The sequence below is a fragment of the Micromonospora inaquosa genome, assembly GCF_003857055.1.
Classification (GTDB): Bacteria; Actinomycetota; Actinomycetes; order Mycobacteriales; family Micromonosporaceae; genus Micromonospora; species Micromonospora inaquosa.
This window is the reverse complement of record NZ_QGSZ01000244.1, coordinates 22,199-39,426: the sequence shown is the minus strand read 5'-3', so window position 1 is coordinate 39,426 and position 17,228 is coordinate 22,199. Positions and strand designations below refer to the sequence as shown.

Sequence of the window (17,228 nt, the reverse complement as noted above, 5' to 3'; positions counted from 1 at the left end):
TCCCCCGGAACACTCCGGCCACCCCGCCCACGTGATCCGCGTGGAAGTGGCTGATCACCAGCAGGGGCACCTCCCGTACGCCGAGCCGACGCAGGCAACCGTCCACCGCCCCCGGTTCCGGCCCGGCGTCCACCACCACGGCCCGACCGCTGTCGACCGGGAGCACCAGGGCGTCGCCCTGGCCCACCGCGCAGGCCACCACCACCCACCCGGCTGGTGGCCAGCCGGCGGCCACCAGCCGAACCGGCAGGGCACCCAGCACCACGGCGACCCCGACCACCGCCACCAGCCGGCGTACGAGTGGCCGGCGCACCGCGATCAGCAGCGCAACGGTCAGGCCGGTCAGCAGCAGGGCTCCGGGCACGCCGCCCGGCCACGGCAGGTTGCCGCCCGGCAGTCGAGCACCCTGCCGGGCGATGAGCACCAACCACCAGGCCGGCCAACTCGCCAGCCATGCGACGAACTCGGCACCAGCCGGCCAGATCGGCGACACCATGGCCGCCAGCACGCCCAGCACTGTCGCTGGCGCGATGGCCGGCACCGCCAGCAGGTTCGCCGGCACCGCCACCAGGCTGACCGTGCCAGAGATCCCGGCGACGACCGGGCCGCAGGCAAGTTGGGCGGCAGCCGGCACGGCCAGCGCCTCGGCCAACCCAGGCGGTACGCCTCGCCGACGCAACCCGTCCCGCCAGCGTGGCGCGAGCAGCAGCAGACCACCGGTGGCCAGCACGGAGAGGGCGAACCCGGGATCCCCAGCCAACTCGGGGTCGACGAGCACCAGCACGGTCACAGCGGCGGCCAACGCGGGCATCGCCGCCCGAGGACGACCGGCGGCGAGGGCGGCGAGCCCGATCGCTCCCATCGTTGCGGCCCGTACGACGCTCGGCGACGGGCGGACCAGGATGACGAACCCCACCAGCGCCACCCCACAGAGCGCGGCGGCGAGCCACGGACCGGCCCGTGCCCACCGGGCCAGCAGCAACACCGCACCCACCACGATCGCGACGTTGGAGCCGGAGACCGCATTGAGATGGGTCATCCCGGTGGCTCGGAAGTCCTCCTCGACGGCGGGCGATAGTCGGCTGGTGTCGCCCACCACGAGACCGGGCAGCAGCCCACCGGGGTCCTCGGGCAGCGGCAAGCAGGCGCGTTGCAGGCCGGTACGCAGCGCCCCGGCGGCGCGTTGCGCCCAGGACGGCGCGCCGTGCCGCTCGGGCGGGTCGTTGGTGCTGAGCACCGCGGCGGTGAGGTCGCCACCGCGCGGAACACCGAGCCGACCCTCGGCGGTGAGGCGCTGCCCGGGCAGCAGGCCCCGCCACGACGGGTCGGTCGCCAGCACGAGCAGCCGCACCGTCGCGTGGATCCGTCGGCCGTCCGGGCCGGTGAGCCGGACCAGTTCGGTCGACACCAGCAACATGCCGGGCCGCCCGGCGCTCCGGATCGGGCGCGGGTCGTCCCGGACGACCAGGTCGGCGGTGATCGGCGCGCGTTGCTCGGCGAGGGCCCGGATCGGCGGGGCGTCGCGAACGGCGAGCCGGGCGGCGGTGGCCGCACCGCCGCAGACCACTCCGAGGCCGACCGCCACGGCCACCCACCCGTAGCGCCGCACCACAGCTCGGGGACGGCCGAGGCGGCCGAGCAGGTGCACAGCACCTATCGCCGTCAGACCGGCCGCCATGCCGGCCACCAGCAGCGTGGCACGGCTGCCGAGGTGCAGGCCGGCGAGCGCCGTGAGCCAGGCCGCCACGGCGAGCCCAGCCAGTCGCAGGTCCGGCGGCTCGGACCGGGCCCCGCCGGCCGGCATCCGGGGCTGGGGCCGGCCGACCGGTGGTGGGTCTGCGGCGACGGCGGAGCCGCTCACACCGTCACCAGATCCTTGAGCTGCTCGTAGCGGGCATCGCCGATTCCGTCGACCTGGCGTAGGTCGCCAACGGACTTGAACCCGCCGTGCTGATCCCGGTGAGCGAGGATCCGTTGGGCGAGCACCGGCCCGACCCCGGGCAGCGCGTCAAGCTGCGCCAGCGTCGCGGTGTTGAGGTTCAGCGGCCCGGCGGCGGGAGCCGCACCGCCCGCCGCCGGCCCGGCCGCGCCGCCCGGCACCGGCGGTGGCGTCACCCCGACCACGATCAGCTCGCCATCGGTGACCTTGCGGGCGGGGTTGAGCAGCGCCACGTCGACCCCGGGCAGCGCGCCACCGGCCGCCTGCACCGCGTCGGCGAGACGGGACCCGGCCGGTAGGCGTACCAGACCGGGTTTTCGGACCTTGCCGGCGACCGCCACCACCAACTCGCCCGAGCTGGACACGTTGGGGTCACCGGTTGGTGCGGCCGACGCGGCGTCGCTGGCCAGCGGCGCGACCGGCTCTGACTGCGGCCGGGCCTGCCAGGCCCAACCTGCCGCGCCCACGACCACCACCACGGCGACCACCGCCAACGCCCGCACACCCCGCCGCCCAGGGTCGAACGCCCCGGGGCCCGGCAGCCGCGACTCCGGCCGGAGCGCAGAGCCGTCGGATATCGGCCCCGCGACCAGCGCGGCGGGCCGGGAGGACAGCACGTCCGCCGGAAGCGCGCCAGCCAAGGACGACGGGAGTACGCCCGCGAGCGGCGCCTCCGGCCGGGACGGCGGCGCGACGGCCGTCTCCGTCAGCCGGCGCAGGCGCTGGCGTACCTCTGTCTCCTCGTCGTGCGACACAGCGCGACGCTATGGCGGTGGACGGGACGGTGGAGGGTCACCGCGTCGTCCTGTGGACAACGACTGCCACTGTGGACAACGCCCTGATCATGCCCAGATTTGCTATGGAGGTGGCTCAGATGCGGGCTCGGCTACGGCAGATACACATCGACGGGCACACCTTCACGTGGCGCGCGGCGCTGCACAGCGTGCAGGTAAACGGTTTCTACCGCCGGGCCGTCTACGTGCGTGCCTGGGGTTCCGGCGGAAAGAACGGCCAGAAACTCGAAGCGGATCTGTTGTCGACCCCCGGGCCATACGTCGTCGACAACGGCTACCCCACACCCGCCGACGTGCGGGCGGTCATCATCTGCGGCCTGAAGAGTGGTTGGCGGCCAGAGCAGCGGGGCGGAACGTTCGTGCTGTCCGATCGCGAGCACGGGGCCGACTTCGCGGCGTCGGGCTTCCAGCTGGCTGATCCCGTACCCCCGGGCGAGAGCGCGGACACGACCCACGAGGCTCAGCAACGAGGCTGACGGCCGGTGGGGCAACCGCGCCCGACCGGCCGACGGGCCTGCTACAGGTACGGCCGGGTGATGATCTCGATGGCGTGGCCGGCCGGGTCGAAGAAGTAGAAGCCGCGCCCCCCGTGCTCGGTGTTGGTCTCCCCCTCTCGCTTCAGCTGCGGGTCGGCCCAGTACGTGATGCCACGCCCCTCGACGAACGCCAGGCACCGCAAGAACATCTCGTCGTCGACGAGGAACGCGTAGTGCTGCATCTGGATGTCCACCGGCGGCTCGGCGAACTGGAGCAGCACACCCTCATCCAGTTGGACGTTGGCGAACGGCCCCCACGAGGGCGCCTCCGGCAGCTCGAACAGCTCCCGGTAGAACGCGGCCGAGGCGCTCTTGTCCTTGCTGGCGATGATGGTGTGGTTGAACGTGACTGTCATGCGTACCGCCTTCTTCCCGGTCGATCCGAAGACCCGACCGGAGGCCCACAGCGTTCACCCAGCCACACCGATGACAAAGCCCCGAGGGCACCGACGCCCCGGATCCCGCCCGAGAGACGCGAACAACGCATCGATCTCGGCGTGGTGGCTGAAGTAGCCAGAACCTCCGGGGGGGTAGGCCCATCTGGGGCGCGCACGGAGGCTAACACAGCAGTGCCGAGCCGACAGTTCACCGTTTCTGCAGCATGACCGAGGCGACTTCCGCCATGAGCGCCAACGCCCAGTCGAGTTGTCGGCAGTCGCTGCGTTCTCGGCACTCCAGGCACCCGCCCGCCCGCCACGGCCGGTCGAGCGCCCGGGTCCAGTGAGCATCCAGTACCTGCTTGGCCATGAACAGTTCGGTCGCCGTGGACACCGGTTCATCGATTGGCATGGTCGGCACACCTCCGCGCGATCCGAAGTTGCCCGCCCTGGGGCCGAAGCGTTGCTACGCATTTCCCTCAGGGCGGGCAGGCCGGCTACCTCAGGAGTGCTGAAGTCCAGGAGCATCCGGCCACTGTCTCACTGTATCCACTGTCTCAGTGTAGTCAAGTTCTCACTATCTCCACTTTGCTGCGTTGTTGCCTTGTCTCGATCACACCCGGGCTGGAAACATGATCTCCGCTGAAGTCCGGGAGAGCCGCTCATGCCGACGAGACCACCGCACTACCGCCGCGTGGCGGATGACATCGAGCAGAAGATCCGCTCAGGTGAATACGCGCCTGGCCAACAACTGCCATCGGTGTCCGAGATCGGCGAGTTGTACAACGTGGCGCGCTCCACGGCCTATCGAGCCGTCAAGGAGCTGCACGAGCGAAACCTGATCTACGGGCAGCAGGGGCAGGGCGTTTTCGTCGCCGACAGCTAGCAGCCCGATCGGCACCAGCTGCTGCGACGGTCAGCGGGCCTCCGGGTCGAGGCCGAGTACGGCCCGTCCCCCGTCCACCGGCAGGATGACCCCGTTGACGAAGCTCGCCGCCGGTGACAGCAGGTAGGCGACCGCCTCGGCCACCTCGTCGGCCCGTCCGATCCGGCCCACCGGGTGCAGCCGGGTCAGCTCGGCGTCGATCCACTCGGCCTGGGACGGCTCCTGAGCGGCCAGGAACTCGGTGTGCCGCTCGGTGGCGATCGAGCCGAGCGCGACGGCGTTGGCGCGGATGCCGTGCCGCCCGTACTCGACGGCCAGCGCCCGGGTCAGCCCTTCCACGGCGGCCTTCGCCGTCGCGTACGGCAGGGCGCCGGACACCGGCCGGCGGGCCTGGTGCGACGAGACGTTGACGATGGCGCCGCCGGCGGCGCGGGCCAGGAAGCGGCGGACGGCGACCGCGGCGCCCACCACGGCGGGGCGCAGGTTCAGCCCGATCAGGTCCAGCACCGTGTCGGCCGACGCGGTGTGCAGCGCCGCGTCGCGGAACACCGCTGCGTTGTTCACCCAGCCGGTCAGCGGTGCGGCGCGGTCCGCCAGCTCGGCGGCGCGCTCGGCCACCTGCTCGTCGGCGGCGTCGCCGACCACCGCGACCAGCCGATCGGCGGCCGGGTGGCCGGCCATCCAGTCGACCGCGTCGGCGTCGTGTTCCAGGACGACGACTGTGGCACCGGTCGCCACCAGCCGTTCCACCACAGCCCGGCCGATTCCGCGGCCACCGCCGGTCACCACGCACGACGTGGGCACGGCTCAGCCCTCCGGGCGGCGGTGGACGACCACGCAGGCGAGCCCTGGCCCGGCGTGCGCGGCGACGACGGCACCCGCTTCGGAAACGTACGTGTCGTGCAATCGGTCGCCGAACCGTTCGGTCAGCGCCGCGCGCAACGCCTCGGCCCGTTGTGGTGCGGCCAGGTGGTGCACCCCGAGGTCCACGTCGTCGTCGCCGGCCGCCTCGACGGCCAGGTCCACGAGACGGGCCACTCCCCGGCTTGCGGTGCGGACTTTTTCGCGCAGCACGATCGCGCCGTCCGGCATGTGCATGATCGGCTTGACGGACAGAGCTGTGCCCACCAGCGCCTCGGCCGCGTTGATCCGTCCACCCCGGCGGAGGAATTCCAGCGTGTCGACGTAGAACCAGACTGTGGTGCGGGCAACGGCGGCGAGCGCCGCGTCGCGTACCCCGGCAAGGTCGGTGCCGGCCTCGGCTGCGGTGGCGGCGGCGATGGCTGGAAAGCCCAGTCCCATGCCCGTCGAGCGGCTGTCCACCACCTCCACCCGGCCGTCCAGGTCGGCGGCGGCCAGTCGGGCGGCCTCCACCGTGCCGGACAGCGCGGCGGAGAGGTGCACCGAGACGATCCCGTCGGCGCCGGCGTCGAGCAGTTCGCGGTACGTCCGGGCGAACTGTTCGGGTGCCGGGCGGGAGGTGGTCGCGGTGACCCGGCGGGCGCTCAGTGCCAGGGTGGCGTCGGCCGGCTGGGTCTCCACCCCCTCCAGCCCTTCAGCGCCGTTGAGCACGACGGTCAACGGCACGACGGTCAGCCGGTGCGTCTGCACCAGTTCGGGCGGAAGGTAGGCGGTGGAGTCGATGACAACCGCGACGGGCATGCCCGGCACGCTAGCCGATCGAGGCCGTGAACGCCGAGGCGCGAGTGGTCAGACCGCGTCGACGGCGACCGGTGCGGTGATCAGGCCGACGTTGTGCGCCCGCAACTGCCACCCGCGGGCGTCGTCGTGGCGCAGCTCGGTCCAGTGGCAGTTGGCCAGCGACCCGACGGTGCGCAGCACGGCATTGTCCCAGCCGAGCAGGCGACCGATGCCCTGCCGGGAAGCGCCACCGTGTGTGGCGATCACCACGGTGCCGCCCGCGGCCACGTCGGCTGCCTCCTGCAACGCGGCACCGACCCGCTCACCGAGGTCGTGCAGGGGCTCCAGATCCACGCCCGGGTCGGGGTCGCCGGCCCGCCAGCGCGCGTACTCCTCGGGGAAGCGCTCGGCGACCTCGGTGAGGTACAGACCCTGCCACTGGCCGAAGTGCCGCTCGCGGAGCCGGGCGTCGGTGCGGACCGGCAGCCCGGTCAGCGCGACGAGCGCGGCGGCGGTCTCCGCGGCGCGGCTCAGGTCGCTGGCCACGATGGCGTCGGGCCGCAGCGCCGCGAGCAGCGGGGCGGCGGCGCGGGCCTGGTCGCGGCCAAGCTCGTTGAGGGGTACGTCGGTCTGCCCCTGGACGCGGTTGGCGGCGTTCCAGTCGGTGTTGCCGTGCCGCCAGACGATCAGTCGGGTCATTCGGCGGCGGCGGACCCGCTGGCGTCGGCCTCGACCAGGTCGCGGTCGACGAACGGGATGGTGGGGCAGTCCTTCCAGAGGCGGTCGAGCCCGTAGAACTCGCGCTCCTCGGTGTGCTGGACGTGCACCACGATGTCGACGTAGTCGAGCAGCACCCAGCGGCCACCCCGCTCGCCCTCGCGCCGCACCGGCTTCGCCTTCTCCGGCAGCTCCAGCAGGCTCTCCTCGATGGCGTCGACGATGGCCAGCACCTGCCGCTCGTTGGGGGCAGCGGCGAGCACGAACGCGTCGGTGATGGCGAGCTGGTCGCCGACGTCGATGATCGTGATGTCCTGCGCCTTCTTGTCGGCGGCGGCCTGGGCGGCCGCGATAGCCAGCTCGTGAGCGCGTTCGGAAACTGTCACCGTTCTCCTTCGATCAAGCGTGCGATCCTCCAAGCGTCTCATACCCGGCGGCATCGCGATCGTGCAGTTCTGTCCGCTTACACCGACAAACCCGGGCATAAGGGGTGCACTCAGCGCTGATAGAGGCTCCGCTTGGCGATGTACTGCACCACACCGTCGGGCACCAGGTACCACACCGGCTCACCTCTGGCGACCCGCGCACGACAGTCGGTCGACGAGATGGACATCGCGGGCACCTGGATCAGGCTGACGGTGTCCGCCGGGAGGTGCTTGTCGCTCAGCGGGAAGCCGGGCCGGGTCACGCCGATGAAGTGGGCCAGCTCGAAGATCTCGTCCAGGTCCTTCCAGGACAGGATGCGTTGCAGGGCGTCCGCGCCGGTGATGAAGAAGAGTTGCACCTTCGGCCCGTACTCGGCCTGCAGGTCACGCAGCGTGTCGACCGTGTAGGTCGGCCCGCTGCGGTCGATGTCGACCCGACTGACCTGGAAGCGAGGGTTGGAGGCGGTGGCGATCACGGTCATCAGGTACCGGTCCTCGGCCGGACTGACCGGCTCGTCGGCCTTCTGCCACGGCTGCCCGGTGGGAACGAAGACCACCTCGTCCAGGCCGAACCGGTCCGCTACCTCGCTGGCCGCGACGAGGTGCCCGTGGTGGATCGGGTCGAAGGTGCCACCCATGATCCCGATCCGCCGGATATCTTCCTCCACCCAGTGATCGTAGGCCGAGCGTCGTGGCCGGCCGTCCCGGCCCGCCACCGGGCCGCCCGACCATGATCAACGCGACTTCCTGAAAACCGGCCCGTCCCGGCGGCCCAAACACCGCGACATCAAGAAAACCGAGTCGATCACGAGATCACGACGGCAGGCCCACGTTGGCCCACGGTGGTCAGCCCGCGCCACACAGCTCGCGCTGGTCGGCGCTCAGGCCGACGCGGCGGCCACCGCCGTCCGGGCGACCAGCGCGCGACGCAGGTCGTCGTCGGCGTCGGTCACCACCCGGCGCAGGCCGGGAGTCAGGTCGTCGCGGGCCAGCAGCGCCGCGGCCGCCTCCCGGGTGGGCTGCGCCACGGCGTAGCGGGGGAACGCCAGCGCCGCCACCCGATCGGCCGTCCAAGGGGTACGCCGGTGCGCGGCGGCCGGCATCTCCGCGAAGTACCGGTCCACGAACGCCGCGGTCAGCTGGGCCTGTTCGGGTTGCCAGAAACCCTCGGCGGTCGCCTCCAGCAGTCGGTTGGACAACTCGGTGTCCCGCACGATGATCTCCCAGGCCGCCTGCTTCGCCGCCGGGTCGGGCACCGCCGCCCGGCACTGGGCAGCCCGCTCCGCGCCCGTGGAGCTGTTGTCGGCGGCGGCCTCGATGGCGATCTCCGCCTCGCCGGCGACGCCCAGCACCACCAGTCGTCGCAGCACCGCCCAGCGCAGCTCCGCGTCGACCTTCAGGCCGGCCGGCACGTCCCGGCCGGCGAGCCAACCGACGAGCAGATCCGCATCGGTGGTCGCGGCGATCCAACCCCGGGCTGCGGCGAGCTGCAACGACTCCCCGGCCGGCGCGCCGTCGAGCAGCCGCTGGCACGTTCCCGCGATCCTGACCAGCGCGCTGGACCGGGTCGGCGGGTCGAGGTAGCGGTCGACCAGTGACCGGCTGAGCGTCAGCACGTCCTCGGCGATGATCACTTCGGTCTCGGCGGGCAGCGCGGCGACCATCAGGTCGATCAGGCCGGTGACCGGCCGCTCGCCGTCGATCGCCGCGTCCAGTGCCTCGCGCCAGAGCACCGCCCTCGCCAGCGGGTCGGTCAGACCGGGCAGCACACCCGCGACGGCGTCCGCCGACGCCGGGTCGAGGCGCACCTTGGCGAAGGTGAGGTCACCGTCGTTGAGCAGCAGCAGCCGGGCCGCCGGCTCGCCGGTCAGCGCCCCGAGCACGGTCCGGTCTCCGTCGGCGCTCGGGTCGATGTCCACCTCGTCGCGCCGCCCGGTGCCGTCGATCGAATAGCGGCCCACGCCGATCCGGTGCGGGCGCAGCACCGGGTGCGACGCGGGCGCGGTCTGCACCACGGCCACCTCGGTGTAGCGGCCGTCGGCGTCCACGGCGACCTCGGCACGCAGCGTGTTGACCTGCGGTCGGCGCAACCACAGCTCGGCCCAGTCGGACAGGTCCCGCCCACTGCTGGCGGAGAGGCTGGCCAGCAGGTCGGCGAGGGTGGCGTTGCCGAAGCGGTGCGCGACGAAGTGGGCGTTCAGGCCGGCGAGGAATGCCTCGTCGCCGAGCCAGGCGCCCAGTTGCCGCAGCACACTGGCCCCCTTCGCGTACGAGATGCCGTCGAAGTTGAGCAGGCCCTCCTCGGCGTCCGCCACCTCCTGCGGGGCGATCGGGTGGGTGGAGGGCCGCTGGTCGGCGGCGTAACCCCAGGCCTTGCGACGCATGGCGAAGGTCGTCCAGGCCTGATCGAACCGGGTCGCCTCGGCGGTGACCCGCGTGCCGAGGTACTCCGCGAAGGACTCGTTCAACCACAGGTCGTCCCACCAGCGCATGGTGACCAGGTCACCGAACCACATGTGGGCCATCTCGTGGGCGATGGTGCCGGCCCGCTGCTCGCGCTGGGTGTCGGTGACCGCCGAGCGGAAGATGTAGTCGTCACGGAAGGTGACGATGCCCGGGTTCTCCATCGCGCCACCGTTGAACTCGGGCACGAACGCCTGGTCGTACTTGCCGAAGGGGTAGCGCTCGGTGAAGAGCTGGTGGAACCGGTCCAGGCACTGCCGGGTGATGGTGAAGATCTCCTCGGCGTCGGCGTCCAGGTACTCGGCGAGCGACCGGCGGCAGTAGATGCCCAGCGGGATGCCGTCGTGCTCGGCTCGCCGGACGTGGTACGGCCCGGCGATCAGCGAGAAGAAGTACGTCGCCAGGGGCGCGCTCGGGGCGAACTCCCAGCGCCCGGGGGTCGGGTTCGCGGCCACCTCGGCGTTGCCGGCGACGATCCACTCCGGCGGAGCCGTCACCGAGAGGGTGAACGGGGCCTTGAGGTCGGGCTGGTCGAAGGCGGCGAAGATGCGCTGCGCGTTGTCGAGGAAGGACTCGGCGTAGAGGTAGGTCTCGCCGTCGGCGGGGTCGACGAAGCGGTGGATCCCCTCGCCCGTCTTGGAGTACGCCATCTCGGCCTCGACGACGAGCGTGTTCTCCGCGGCCAGGTCGCCGATCGGCAGCCGGTTGTCGGTGAGCAGCTCGGGGTCGAGGTCACTGTCGTTGAGGCGTACGCCGAGCAGTTTGGCGGGCTTGACCTCGGCGAAGGTCGCGGCGCCGGCGGTGGCCCGGAACCGGATCTCGACGCGCGAGCGGAACAGGTCACCGTCACCGGTCAGGTCGAGGTCCACCTGATAGGACTCGACAGTAATCGCCGCGCCACGCGCGGTCGCCTCTACACGGGTCAGGCTCGGCATCCGCTTATCCTGCCCGATGGGGATCGGCACCCGGTCACCAGAGGACCCTCGGCACTGGAGGAAAGAACCATGGCGCAGCACCCCAAGGGCGACTTCGACCTCTCTCGGGCGGTCTGGCAGCGGGCCGAGGGGGACACCTCCGACAGCGCCGTTGAGGTCGCCTTCGTCGATGATCTGATCGGAATGCGCAACTCGGCCGAGCCGGACGGGCCGGTGCTGGTCTTCACCCAGGCCGAGTGGGACGCCTTCGTGGCCGGCGCGCAGGACGGCGAGTTCGACCTGGACTGATCGTGCCCGCCGCCCCGCCGGTGGCGGAGCGCCGTGCCGGTGCCCGTGGTCGGGACACCGGCACGGCCACCCGCGCGGTCGGGCCGACGCACTCCCGGGTCGACCACCCGGGGCCGGTGGTCAGCCATCGCCGGGACCGTCACCGTCGCCCCAGCCGAGGCCGCCAGGCCCCGGGGCGTGGTGAAAGCCCGGATGGTCGGCCACATCGACGCAGCGCTCCCCGTCCGGGCCGACCGCGCCGCAGAACAGCCGCTCGGCCCGCTGCCAGGCGTCCGCCGGCGACAGGGCCGCCGCCCCGAGTGCCACCTCCGAACGGAGCAGGCTCAGCGCCTCGGCGTACGCCACGGCCAGCTCGCGCGCCTCGGCCGGGCCGGGTGCGGTGAAGCCCAGGTGCACTGTGAAGAACCGGTGCGGACGGGTGGGCCGCCGCGGCGGCCCGATCAGGGACCGCCCGTCGCGGCCTCCGCCCAGTGCTCCGGCCGCTCGCCGCTGTCGCCAGTACGGCGATCTGTTGTCGCGCATCCGCCCTCCCCGTGGTCGTCCCACCAGCAGCAAACCAGGTTCCGCCGCTCCTGGGAGGGGCCAGCCGGGCGGGGTTCAGCGGCGTCGACGGGGGTAACCGCTGTGGTCGACGGCGACCAGCCGCACCCGCGCGTGAGGAGGCCCGATGGCGACCATGCCGGTCGACCGCAGCCCGGACAGCACCCTCGCACTGCTCCGCGCCGGTTACCGGTTCGTCAGCGAGCGCTGCGAGCGGTACGGCAGCGACGTCTTCCAGACCCGGATCCTGCTCGCCCCGACCATCTGCCTGCGCGGCCGGCCGGCCGCGGAGCTGTTCTACGACAACGACCGCTTCCAACGTGCCACCGCGATGCCGCTGCGCGTGCAACGGACGCTGACCGGTCGGGGTGGGGTGCAGGGGCTGGACGGGCCGGAGCACTTCGACCGCAAGGCCATGTTCATGTCGATCATGACGCCGGCCGCGATCCGGCAGCTCGGCCAGCTCTTCGACGACGAGTGGCGGACCCGGATCACCGCCTGGGAGGGCACCGGCCCGGTGTCGCTCTACGACGAGCTGGGTCGGTTGTTGACCCGGGTGGTCTGTGCCTGGGCCGGGGTGCCGCTGCCGACGTCGCAGGTCGAGCGCCGCGCCGCCGAGCTGCACGCCATGATCGAGGGCCCAGCGGTGATCGGCCCCCGGCACTGGCGGGGCCGGGTCGCCCGGCACCGCGCCGAACGCTGGCTCGCCAACCTCATCGAACGGACCCGGGTCGGTTTCGCCCCGGCGCCGGCCGGCAGCGCCCTGGCCGTGATCGCCGAGCACCGAGACCGAAGCGGCAACCTCCTCCCCCGGCGGATCGCGGCGGTGGAACTGCTCAACGTGTTGCGGCCGGTGGTCGCCGTCGACCAGTACGTCGCCTTCGCCGCGCTCGCCCTGCACGACCATCCGGGCTGGCGGGAACGGGTCCGCGACGACGACGAGGCCACCGAGCACTTCGTCCAGGAGGTACGCCGCTACTACCCGTTCTTCCCGATGGCGGCGGCCCGGGTCCGGCGTTCCTTCGACTGGCAGGGCCACCACTTTCCGAAGGGCCGGCGGGTGCTGCTCGACCTCTACGGCACCAACCACCACCCGGCGCTCTGGCCGCAACCGGACCTGTTTCGCCCGGAGCGGTTCGCCGGCCGTCGGATCGACCCGTTCGAGCTGATCCCGCAGGGCGGCGGCGACCACTGGGCCGGTCACCGCTGCGCCGGCGAGTGGATCACCATCGACCTGATGAAGCGCGCGGTCACCAACCTGACCGCCGCCATGCGCTACGACGTGCCGGTCCAGAACCTGGCCCTGGACCTGCACCGGATGCCCGCGCTGCCGCCGCTGGGCCTGACCCTCACCAACGTCCGCCGCGCGCCTGACCTCCACCCCGCCTGACCCCCGCCCCGCAGATCACAGTGACCGGCGAGGCGGGTGCGCCCAGCCCGTCAGGGATGCAGAACGCTGCGCAGACAGCCGTCTTCCTTCTTCTCGAACAACTCGTACCCGTGGACGCCCTGGTCGAGGGAGAGCGGGTGGGTGGCCAGATAGCCGGGCTCGATCTCGCCGGCGGCGAGCCGGTCGAGCAGCATCGGAATGTAGCGCTGCGCGTGCATCTGCCCCATCCGCAGCACCAGCGCCTTGTTCATTGCCGCGCCGAGCGGAAACTTGTCCACCAGACCGGCGTAGACACCGACGATGCTCACCGTGCCGCCCTTCCGGCAGGCCATGATCGCCTGGCGGACCGAGGTCGGGCGGTCGGTCTGCAACCGCGCCGCCTGCTTCACCCGGTCGTACGCGTAGGCCGGCCCGACGTCGTGCGACTCCATCCCGACGGCCTCGATGCAGGCGTCCGGGCCGCGCCCGGCGGTCAGCTCGCGCAGCGCCTCCAGCACGTCGGTCTCCGCATAGTTGATCGTCTCGACCCCGATCCGTTCCGTGGCGGTGGCGAGCCGGTCCGGAAACCGGTCGATCATGATGACCCGCTCGGCGCCGAGGAGTTGCGCCGACCGGGCCGCCATCTGACCCACTCCACCGGCACCCCAGACGGCCACCACCTCGCCACCGGTGAGGCCGCAGAAGTCCGCCGCCATCCACCCGGTGGGCATCGCGTCGGAGGCGAACACCACCGAATCGTCCGGCACCCCGTCGGGTACGGCGAAGGCGCCGATGTCGCCGAACGGCACCCGGATGTACTCGGCGTGTGATCCGGCGTAGCCGCCGGCGGCGTGCGAGTAGCCCAGAATGCCGGCCGGCGAGTGGCCCCACAGCTTCTCGGTGAACACCGGTTGCGGATTGGAGTTGTCGCAGAGCGAGTACTGCTCGGTCCGGCAGTACCAGCAGCCACCGCAGGCGACCACCGACCCCACCACCACCCGGTCGCCGACCCGGTGCCGCCGTACGCCAGGCCCGGTCTCCACCACCTCACCCATGAACTCGTGGCCGAGAATGTCGCCCTCCCGCATCGCCGGCAGGTAACCGTTGATCAGGTGCAGGTCGGATCCGCAGACGCTGCTGGCCCGGACCCGGACGATGATGTCCCCCTCGGCGCGGATCCGGGGCTCCGGCACGTCCCGGACCGCCAGCTTGCCGACGCCTTCCCAGCAGAGCGCCCTCATGCCCGTCCTCCCGTCATCAACGTCTCCCGCACCTTGTCGGTCGTCTTCTCCTGGGCCGGGCTCCGGCCGGACGGGTCGTCCCGGGTGTCCACCACCTGGCCACACTCGATCAGCGCCTTCGCCCGCCGTAGCGCGTCCCGCAGCGCCAGGTCCGACTCGTCGCCGCCGACCAGGCCAGCCATCCGACGCACCGGCCCGGAGCGGTAGCGCAGCTCGGCCCGGATCTCGGTGCCCCGGCCCTGCGGGGCTTCGGCCAGCTCGACCCGCCCCAGCTGCGGCATCGGCCCGTCCTCGACCCGCCACCGCAGCGTGCCCGCCCCCTCGACGGTGATCTCGGCCTGCCACTGCGTCTCACCGCCCGCCCGGTCGCGGGCCACGCACCGCCAACGGCGCTCGTCGAGCTGCTGCAGCGTGGCCCACCCGGCCAGCGCGCGGTCCAGCCTTTCGCGGTCGGTCCAGAAGCCGATCACGTCGTCCCGGGACCGGTCCACTGTCACTGCGCGACGCACCACGTACCAGCCGTCCTGCCGCTCCGGCTGATGCCGACGCCGACGGCGCGCCACGGCCCGGCCCACGGCGACCGCCGTCGCCGCGGTGACGCCGAGCAGCGCCCACCTGGTTCCGTTGTTGGTCATCACGTCTCTCTCCTCCACCCGGACAACCGGGCATGGGCAGCTCTTACGGGCAGCGCTACCCGGGGGCCGGCAGTCGAAACGAGCGGCAGTTTGATCCACGGAAATGCGGGCAGATGCTGCTCAGCACCGACCGCGACCCTGTCCGCCACGGAGTTGTCATGTCCTCGTTCGGCTCTACCGGTGACACGCGGCGCGCCACGCGTCGGCGGGAGGTCGCACACGAGGGCGCCGGCCCGTCGCCGGTCCGGCTACCGATGACGTACGTGCTGCCACTGCGTTGGCACACCGACACCGGCCTGGCCGAGCTGACCGACTACCTGCGCTGGCTGAGCGACCGGGTCGAGGTGCTCGTGGTCGACGGCTCGCCTCCCGACCGCTTCGCCCGGCACGCCGAGGCGTGGCGGAGGCTGGTCCGGCACCTCCCACCGGACCCGAGCGAGCGCGGGCTCAACGGCAAGGTGCTCGGCGTACGCACCGGCGTACGCGCGGCCGGTCACGAGCAGGTGGTGATCGCCGACGACGACGTCCGGTACGACGAGACCGCCCTGACCGCGGTACATCGGCTGCTGGCCCGGGCCGACCTGGTACGACCGCAGAACTACTTCGACCCGCTGCCCTGGCACGCCTGGTGGGACACCGGCCGCACACTGCTCAACCGGGCGCTCGGAGCGGACTACCCGGGCACCCTCGCCGTGCGACGCAGCACCTTCCTCGCCATGGGCGGGTACGACCCGGACGTGCTCTTCGAGAACCTGGAGCTCATCCGTACCGTGCGCGGTTACGGTGGCACCGAGGCCGCCCCGGCCTGGCTGTACGTCCGCCGGCTGCCTCCGGATGTCGCGCATTTCCGCGGTCAACGGGTCCGTCAGGCGTACGACGATCTGGCTCAGCCGGCTCGCCTGCTGACCGTGCTCGCGGTGCTGCCGGCGCTGGTGGTCGTGTCGCGTCGGCCCACGTTGCTGCTCGGCGCGGTGGCCGGGGTCGTCGCCCTGGCCGAGACGGGTCGCCGCCGAGCCGGCGGCGGCCGGGTCTTCCCGCCGACCACGGCGCTGGCGGCCCCGCTCTGGCTGCTGGAACGCGGCGTGTGCGGCTGGCTGGCGGTAGCCCAACGCTTCCTGCTGGGCGGCGTCCGCTACGGCGACACGCGAATCCGCCGAGCCGCCAACCCCGCCCCGCGCAACCCACCGACCCGCGCGATCTTGCACTTCCGGTGGGGACAAAGACCTCTGTAAGCGGCAAAACCCCAACCGAAACTGCAAGATCGTCGGAGCGGGCACGCGGAGCGCACCAGCGCGACAGCTCGCGGGCACCCTTCGGGGGGGTGGCCGCGAGCTGTCGCGCTGGTGTGGCAGGTCAGGTCAGGGGGTGGCGTGGTCCTTGACGTTGTGGGCGGCGGACTTCGTGTCGTCCTTGACCGCGTGCACGGCGTCCTGAGCTGTGGACTTCACCGACTCGGCGGCCTGCCGGGCCGGCTCACGCAGCTCGCCGGCCACCTCGCCCAGCTTCTCCTTCACCGCCCCGCTGTGCTCGCCGACCTTCGCCTTCACCTGGGCGGCGGCCTCCTGCTCACGGCGGGAAGCCGGGATCAGCGACGAGGCCAACCAGCCGACCCCGAACGCGATCAAGCCGGCGGCGAGCGGGTTGCCCTGGGACTTCTGCCGAATCACCCGCGGCGCGCTGTGCGCGGCGTCGCTGACAGTGGCCGCCGCCGAGTGCGCGGCACCGCCGACGCTGGAGGCGGCCGACGAGGCGTGGTCACCCACCGAGTGGGCGGCCTGGCCGGTGCCGTGGCCGAGGTCAGACGCGGTTCCCATGACCTTGTCCCTCACATTCTGCAGAGCGGAACGGGCCCGCTGCTTGCGGTCGTCGACGATGCGGCTGGGGCTGACCTTGTACGCCAACGCATCCACATCGGAGCTGAGACTGTTACGGGTGGCTTCGATCTCCCGGCGGATCTGATCGGGATCGGTGCTCATCGGGTGACTCCCTCCGGGTGTGGCTTGAGCGCGTCGGGGATCCGCTGCACGCTGTCGTTGGTCTGCTTGAGCCCGCGTACGTGCTGGGCGTTCTTCTTGGCCATCGAGTAGAGGACCGCGGCGACCGCGGCCCAGATCACGGCCACGATCAGCGCGGCCAGACCGGAGTCCATGACGTTGTCCAGGAACTGCCACACGGCGATGGACACGAAGAGAGCCACCATGTAGCCGCCGAAGCCGGCACCGCCGAAGAGGCCAGCGGCCTTGCCGGCCTTCTTGCCCTCCTGGCGGATCTCCGCCTTGGCCAGCTCGACCTCCTGACGCATGAGCGTCGACAGGTCGGTGGTGACCTGACGCATCAGGTCACCCAGCGAGTTGCTCTTCACCTCCGCGGCGGTGTGCGGGGCACCCGCGTCGGGGTGGTAACCGGAGTCCAGGCCGGATCCCTGCGTGGGCATGCTCATGC

20 protein-coding genes are annotated in these 17,228 nt (G+C 72.0%); 5 read left to right on the top strand and 15 right to left on the bottom strand.

Annotation, left to right across the window (positions count from 1 at the left end):
- Together DLJ59_RS21545 and DLJ59_RS21540 are read right to left on the bottom strand one after the other, a co-directional pair.
- Positions 1-1,804, bottom strand: a 1,804-nt coding sequence (locus tag DLJ59_RS21545) for a ComEC/Rec2 family competence protein (protein ID WP_124774439.1), incomplete at its 3' end; no start/stop codon positions are given.
- A gap of 53 nt (positions 1,805-1,857) precedes the next feature.
- Positions 1,858-2,694, bottom strand: coding sequence for a ComEA family DNA-binding protein (locus tag DLJ59_RS21540; RefSeq protein WP_124774437.1), 837 nt, complete (start codon positions 2,692-2,694; stop codon positions 1,858-1,860).
- A gap of 17 nt (positions 2,695-2,711) precedes the next feature.
- Here DLJ59_RS21540 and DLJ59_RS21535 point away from each other — a divergent pair, with 17 nt between their 5' ends.
- Positions 2,712-3,209 carry an integrase gene (locus DLJ59_RS21535; protein ID WP_148096960.1) on the top strand — a complete coding sequence of 166 codons (498 nt, stop codon included), beginning with the start codon at positions 2,712-2,714 and terminating at the stop codon, positions 3,207-3,209.
- 41 nt (positions 3,210-3,250) lie between these two features.
- Here DLJ59_RS21535 and DLJ59_RS21530 read toward each other — a convergent pair whose 3' ends face one another.
- Both DLJ59_RS21530 and DLJ59_RS21525 read right to left on the bottom strand, forming a co-directional pair.
- A complete protein-coding gene (locus tag DLJ59_RS21530; protein WP_124774435.1) occupies positions 3,251-3,625 on the bottom strand; it encodes a VOC family protein in 375 nt (124 codons plus the stop codon).
- Positions 3,626-3,854: 229 nt separating this feature from the next.
- Positions 3,855-4,058 (bottom strand): hypothetical protein, encoded by a 204-nt coding sequence (locus DLJ59_RS21525; protein WP_124774434.1) that lies wholly within the window; start codon positions 4,056-4,058, stop codon positions 3,855-3,857.
- 282 nt (positions 4,059-4,340) lie between these two features.
- Here DLJ59_RS21525 and DLJ59_RS21520 point away from each other — a divergent pair, with 282 nt between their 5' ends.
- Entirely contained in the window at positions 4,341-4,532 is a 192-nt protein-coding gene (locus tag DLJ59_RS21520; protein WP_244236158.1) for a GntR family transcriptional regulator, read from the top strand.
- A 30-nt stretch (positions 4,533-4,562) separates the two neighbouring features.
- Here the strand turns inward: DLJ59_RS21520 and DLJ59_RS21515 are convergent, their stop codons facing one another.
- The 6 genes from DLJ59_RS21515 to pepN form a co-directional block, all read right to left on the bottom strand.
- Positions 4,563-5,336: an SDR family NAD(P)-dependent oxidoreductase gene (locus DLJ59_RS21515; protein ID WP_124774432.1), complete on the bottom strand. Its 774-nt coding sequence runs from the start codon at positions 5,334-5,336 to the stop codon at positions 4,563-4,565.
- Between the two features lie 3 nt (positions 5,337-5,339).
- The gene (locus tag DLJ59_RS21510) at positions 5,340-6,194 is read right to left on the bottom strand and encodes a DegV family protein (protein WP_124774431.1); all 855 of its coding nucleotides are present in this window, start codon (positions 6,192-6,194) and stop codon (positions 5,340-5,342) included.
- 48 nt (positions 6,195-6,242) lie between these two features.
- The gene (locus tag DLJ59_RS21505; protein WP_124774430.1) at positions 6,243-6,872 is read right to left on the bottom strand and encodes a histidine phosphatase family protein; all 630 of its coding nucleotides are present in this window, start codon (positions 6,870-6,872) and stop codon (positions 6,243-6,245) included.
- On the bottom strand, positions 6,869-7,276 hold the full coding sequence (rsfS, locus tag DLJ59_RS21500; RefSeq protein ID WP_030336526.1) for a ribosome silencing factor: 408 nt from the start codon (positions 7,274-7,276) through the stop codon (positions 6,869-6,871). The genes DLJ59_RS21505 and rsfS overlap by 4 nt, the downstream gene beginning before the upstream one ends.
- A 110-nt stretch (positions 7,277-7,386) precedes the next feature.
- The gene (gene nadD, locus DLJ59_RS21495) at positions 7,387-7,983 is read right to left on the bottom strand and encodes a nicotinate-nucleotide adenylyltransferase (protein WP_030336528.1); all 597 of its coding nucleotides are present in this window, start codon (positions 7,981-7,983) and stop codon (positions 7,387-7,389) included.
- 213 nt (positions 7,984-8,196) lie between these two features.
- Positions 8,197-10,713 carry an aminopeptidase N gene (pepN, locus tag DLJ59_RS21490; protein WP_124774429.1) on the bottom strand — a complete coding sequence of 839 codons (2,517 nt, stop codon included), beginning with the start codon at positions 10,711-10,713 and terminating at the stop codon, positions 8,197-8,199.
- Positions 10,714-10,782: 69 nt separating this feature from the next.
- Between pepN and DLJ59_RS21485 the strand changes: the two genes are divergently transcribed.
- Positions 10,783-11,001 carry a DUF397 domain-containing protein gene (locus tag DLJ59_RS21485; protein WP_030336536.1) on the top strand — a complete coding sequence of 73 codons (219 nt, stop codon included), beginning with the start codon at positions 10,783-10,785 and terminating at the stop codon, positions 10,999-11,001.
- A 120-nt stretch (positions 11,002-11,121) separates the two neighbouring features.
- Here DLJ59_RS21485 and DLJ59_RS21480 read toward each other — a convergent pair whose 3' ends face one another.
- On the bottom strand, positions 11,122-11,523 hold the full coding sequence (locus DLJ59_RS21480) for a hypothetical protein (RefSeq protein WP_124774428.1): 402 nt from the start codon (positions 11,521-11,523) through the stop codon (positions 11,122-11,124).
- A gap of 145 nt (positions 11,524-11,668) precedes the next feature.
- On the opposite strand from DLJ59_RS21480, the gene DLJ59_RS21475 reads away from it, so the two are divergent.
- On the top strand, positions 11,669-12,931 hold the full coding sequence (locus DLJ59_RS21475) for a cytochrome P450 (RefSeq protein WP_124774427.1): 1,263 nt from the start codon (positions 11,669-11,671) through the stop codon (positions 12,929-12,931).
- A gap of 50 nt (positions 12,932-12,981) precedes the next feature.
- Here DLJ59_RS21475 and DLJ59_RS21470 read toward each other — a convergent pair whose 3' ends face one another.
- Positions 12,982-14,151, bottom strand: a complete 1,170-nt coding sequence (locus DLJ59_RS21470) for a zinc-dependent alcohol dehydrogenase (protein ID WP_124774426.1) — start codon at positions 14,149-14,151, stop codon at positions 12,982-12,984.
- The gene (locus DLJ59_RS21465) at positions 14,148-14,786 is read right to left on the bottom strand and encodes an SRPBCC family protein (RefSeq protein WP_124774425.1); all 639 of its coding nucleotides are present in this window, start codon (positions 14,784-14,786) and stop codon (positions 14,148-14,150) included. The genes DLJ59_RS21470 and DLJ59_RS21465 overlap by 4 nt, the downstream gene beginning before the upstream one ends.
- A gap of 158 nt (positions 14,787-14,944) precedes the next feature.
- Between DLJ59_RS21465 and DLJ59_RS21460 the strand changes: the two genes are divergently transcribed.
- Complete coding sequence (locus tag DLJ59_RS21460) at positions 14,945-16,018, top strand: glycosyltransferase family 2 protein (RefSeq protein WP_124774424.1); 1,074 nt, start codon at positions 14,945-14,947, stop codon at positions 16,016-16,018.
- 126 nt (positions 16,019-16,144) lie between these two features.
- Here DLJ59_RS21460 and DLJ59_RS21455 read toward each other — a convergent pair whose 3' ends face one another.
- Both DLJ59_RS21455 and DLJ59_RS21450 read right to left on the bottom strand, forming a co-directional pair.
- Positions 16,145-16,762 (bottom strand): DUF3618 domain-containing protein, encoded by a 618-nt coding sequence (locus DLJ59_RS21455; RefSeq protein WP_124774423.1) that lies wholly within the window; start codon positions 16,760-16,762, stop codon positions 16,145-16,147.
- Complete coding sequence (locus DLJ59_RS21450; RefSeq protein ID WP_124774422.1) at positions 16,759-17,226, bottom strand: phage holin family protein; 468 nt, start codon at positions 17,224-17,226, stop codon at positions 16,759-16,761. Before DLJ59_RS21450 ends, DLJ59_RS21455 begins: the two co-directional genes overlap by 4 nt.
- Positions 17,227-17,228: the final 2 nt, after the last annotated feature.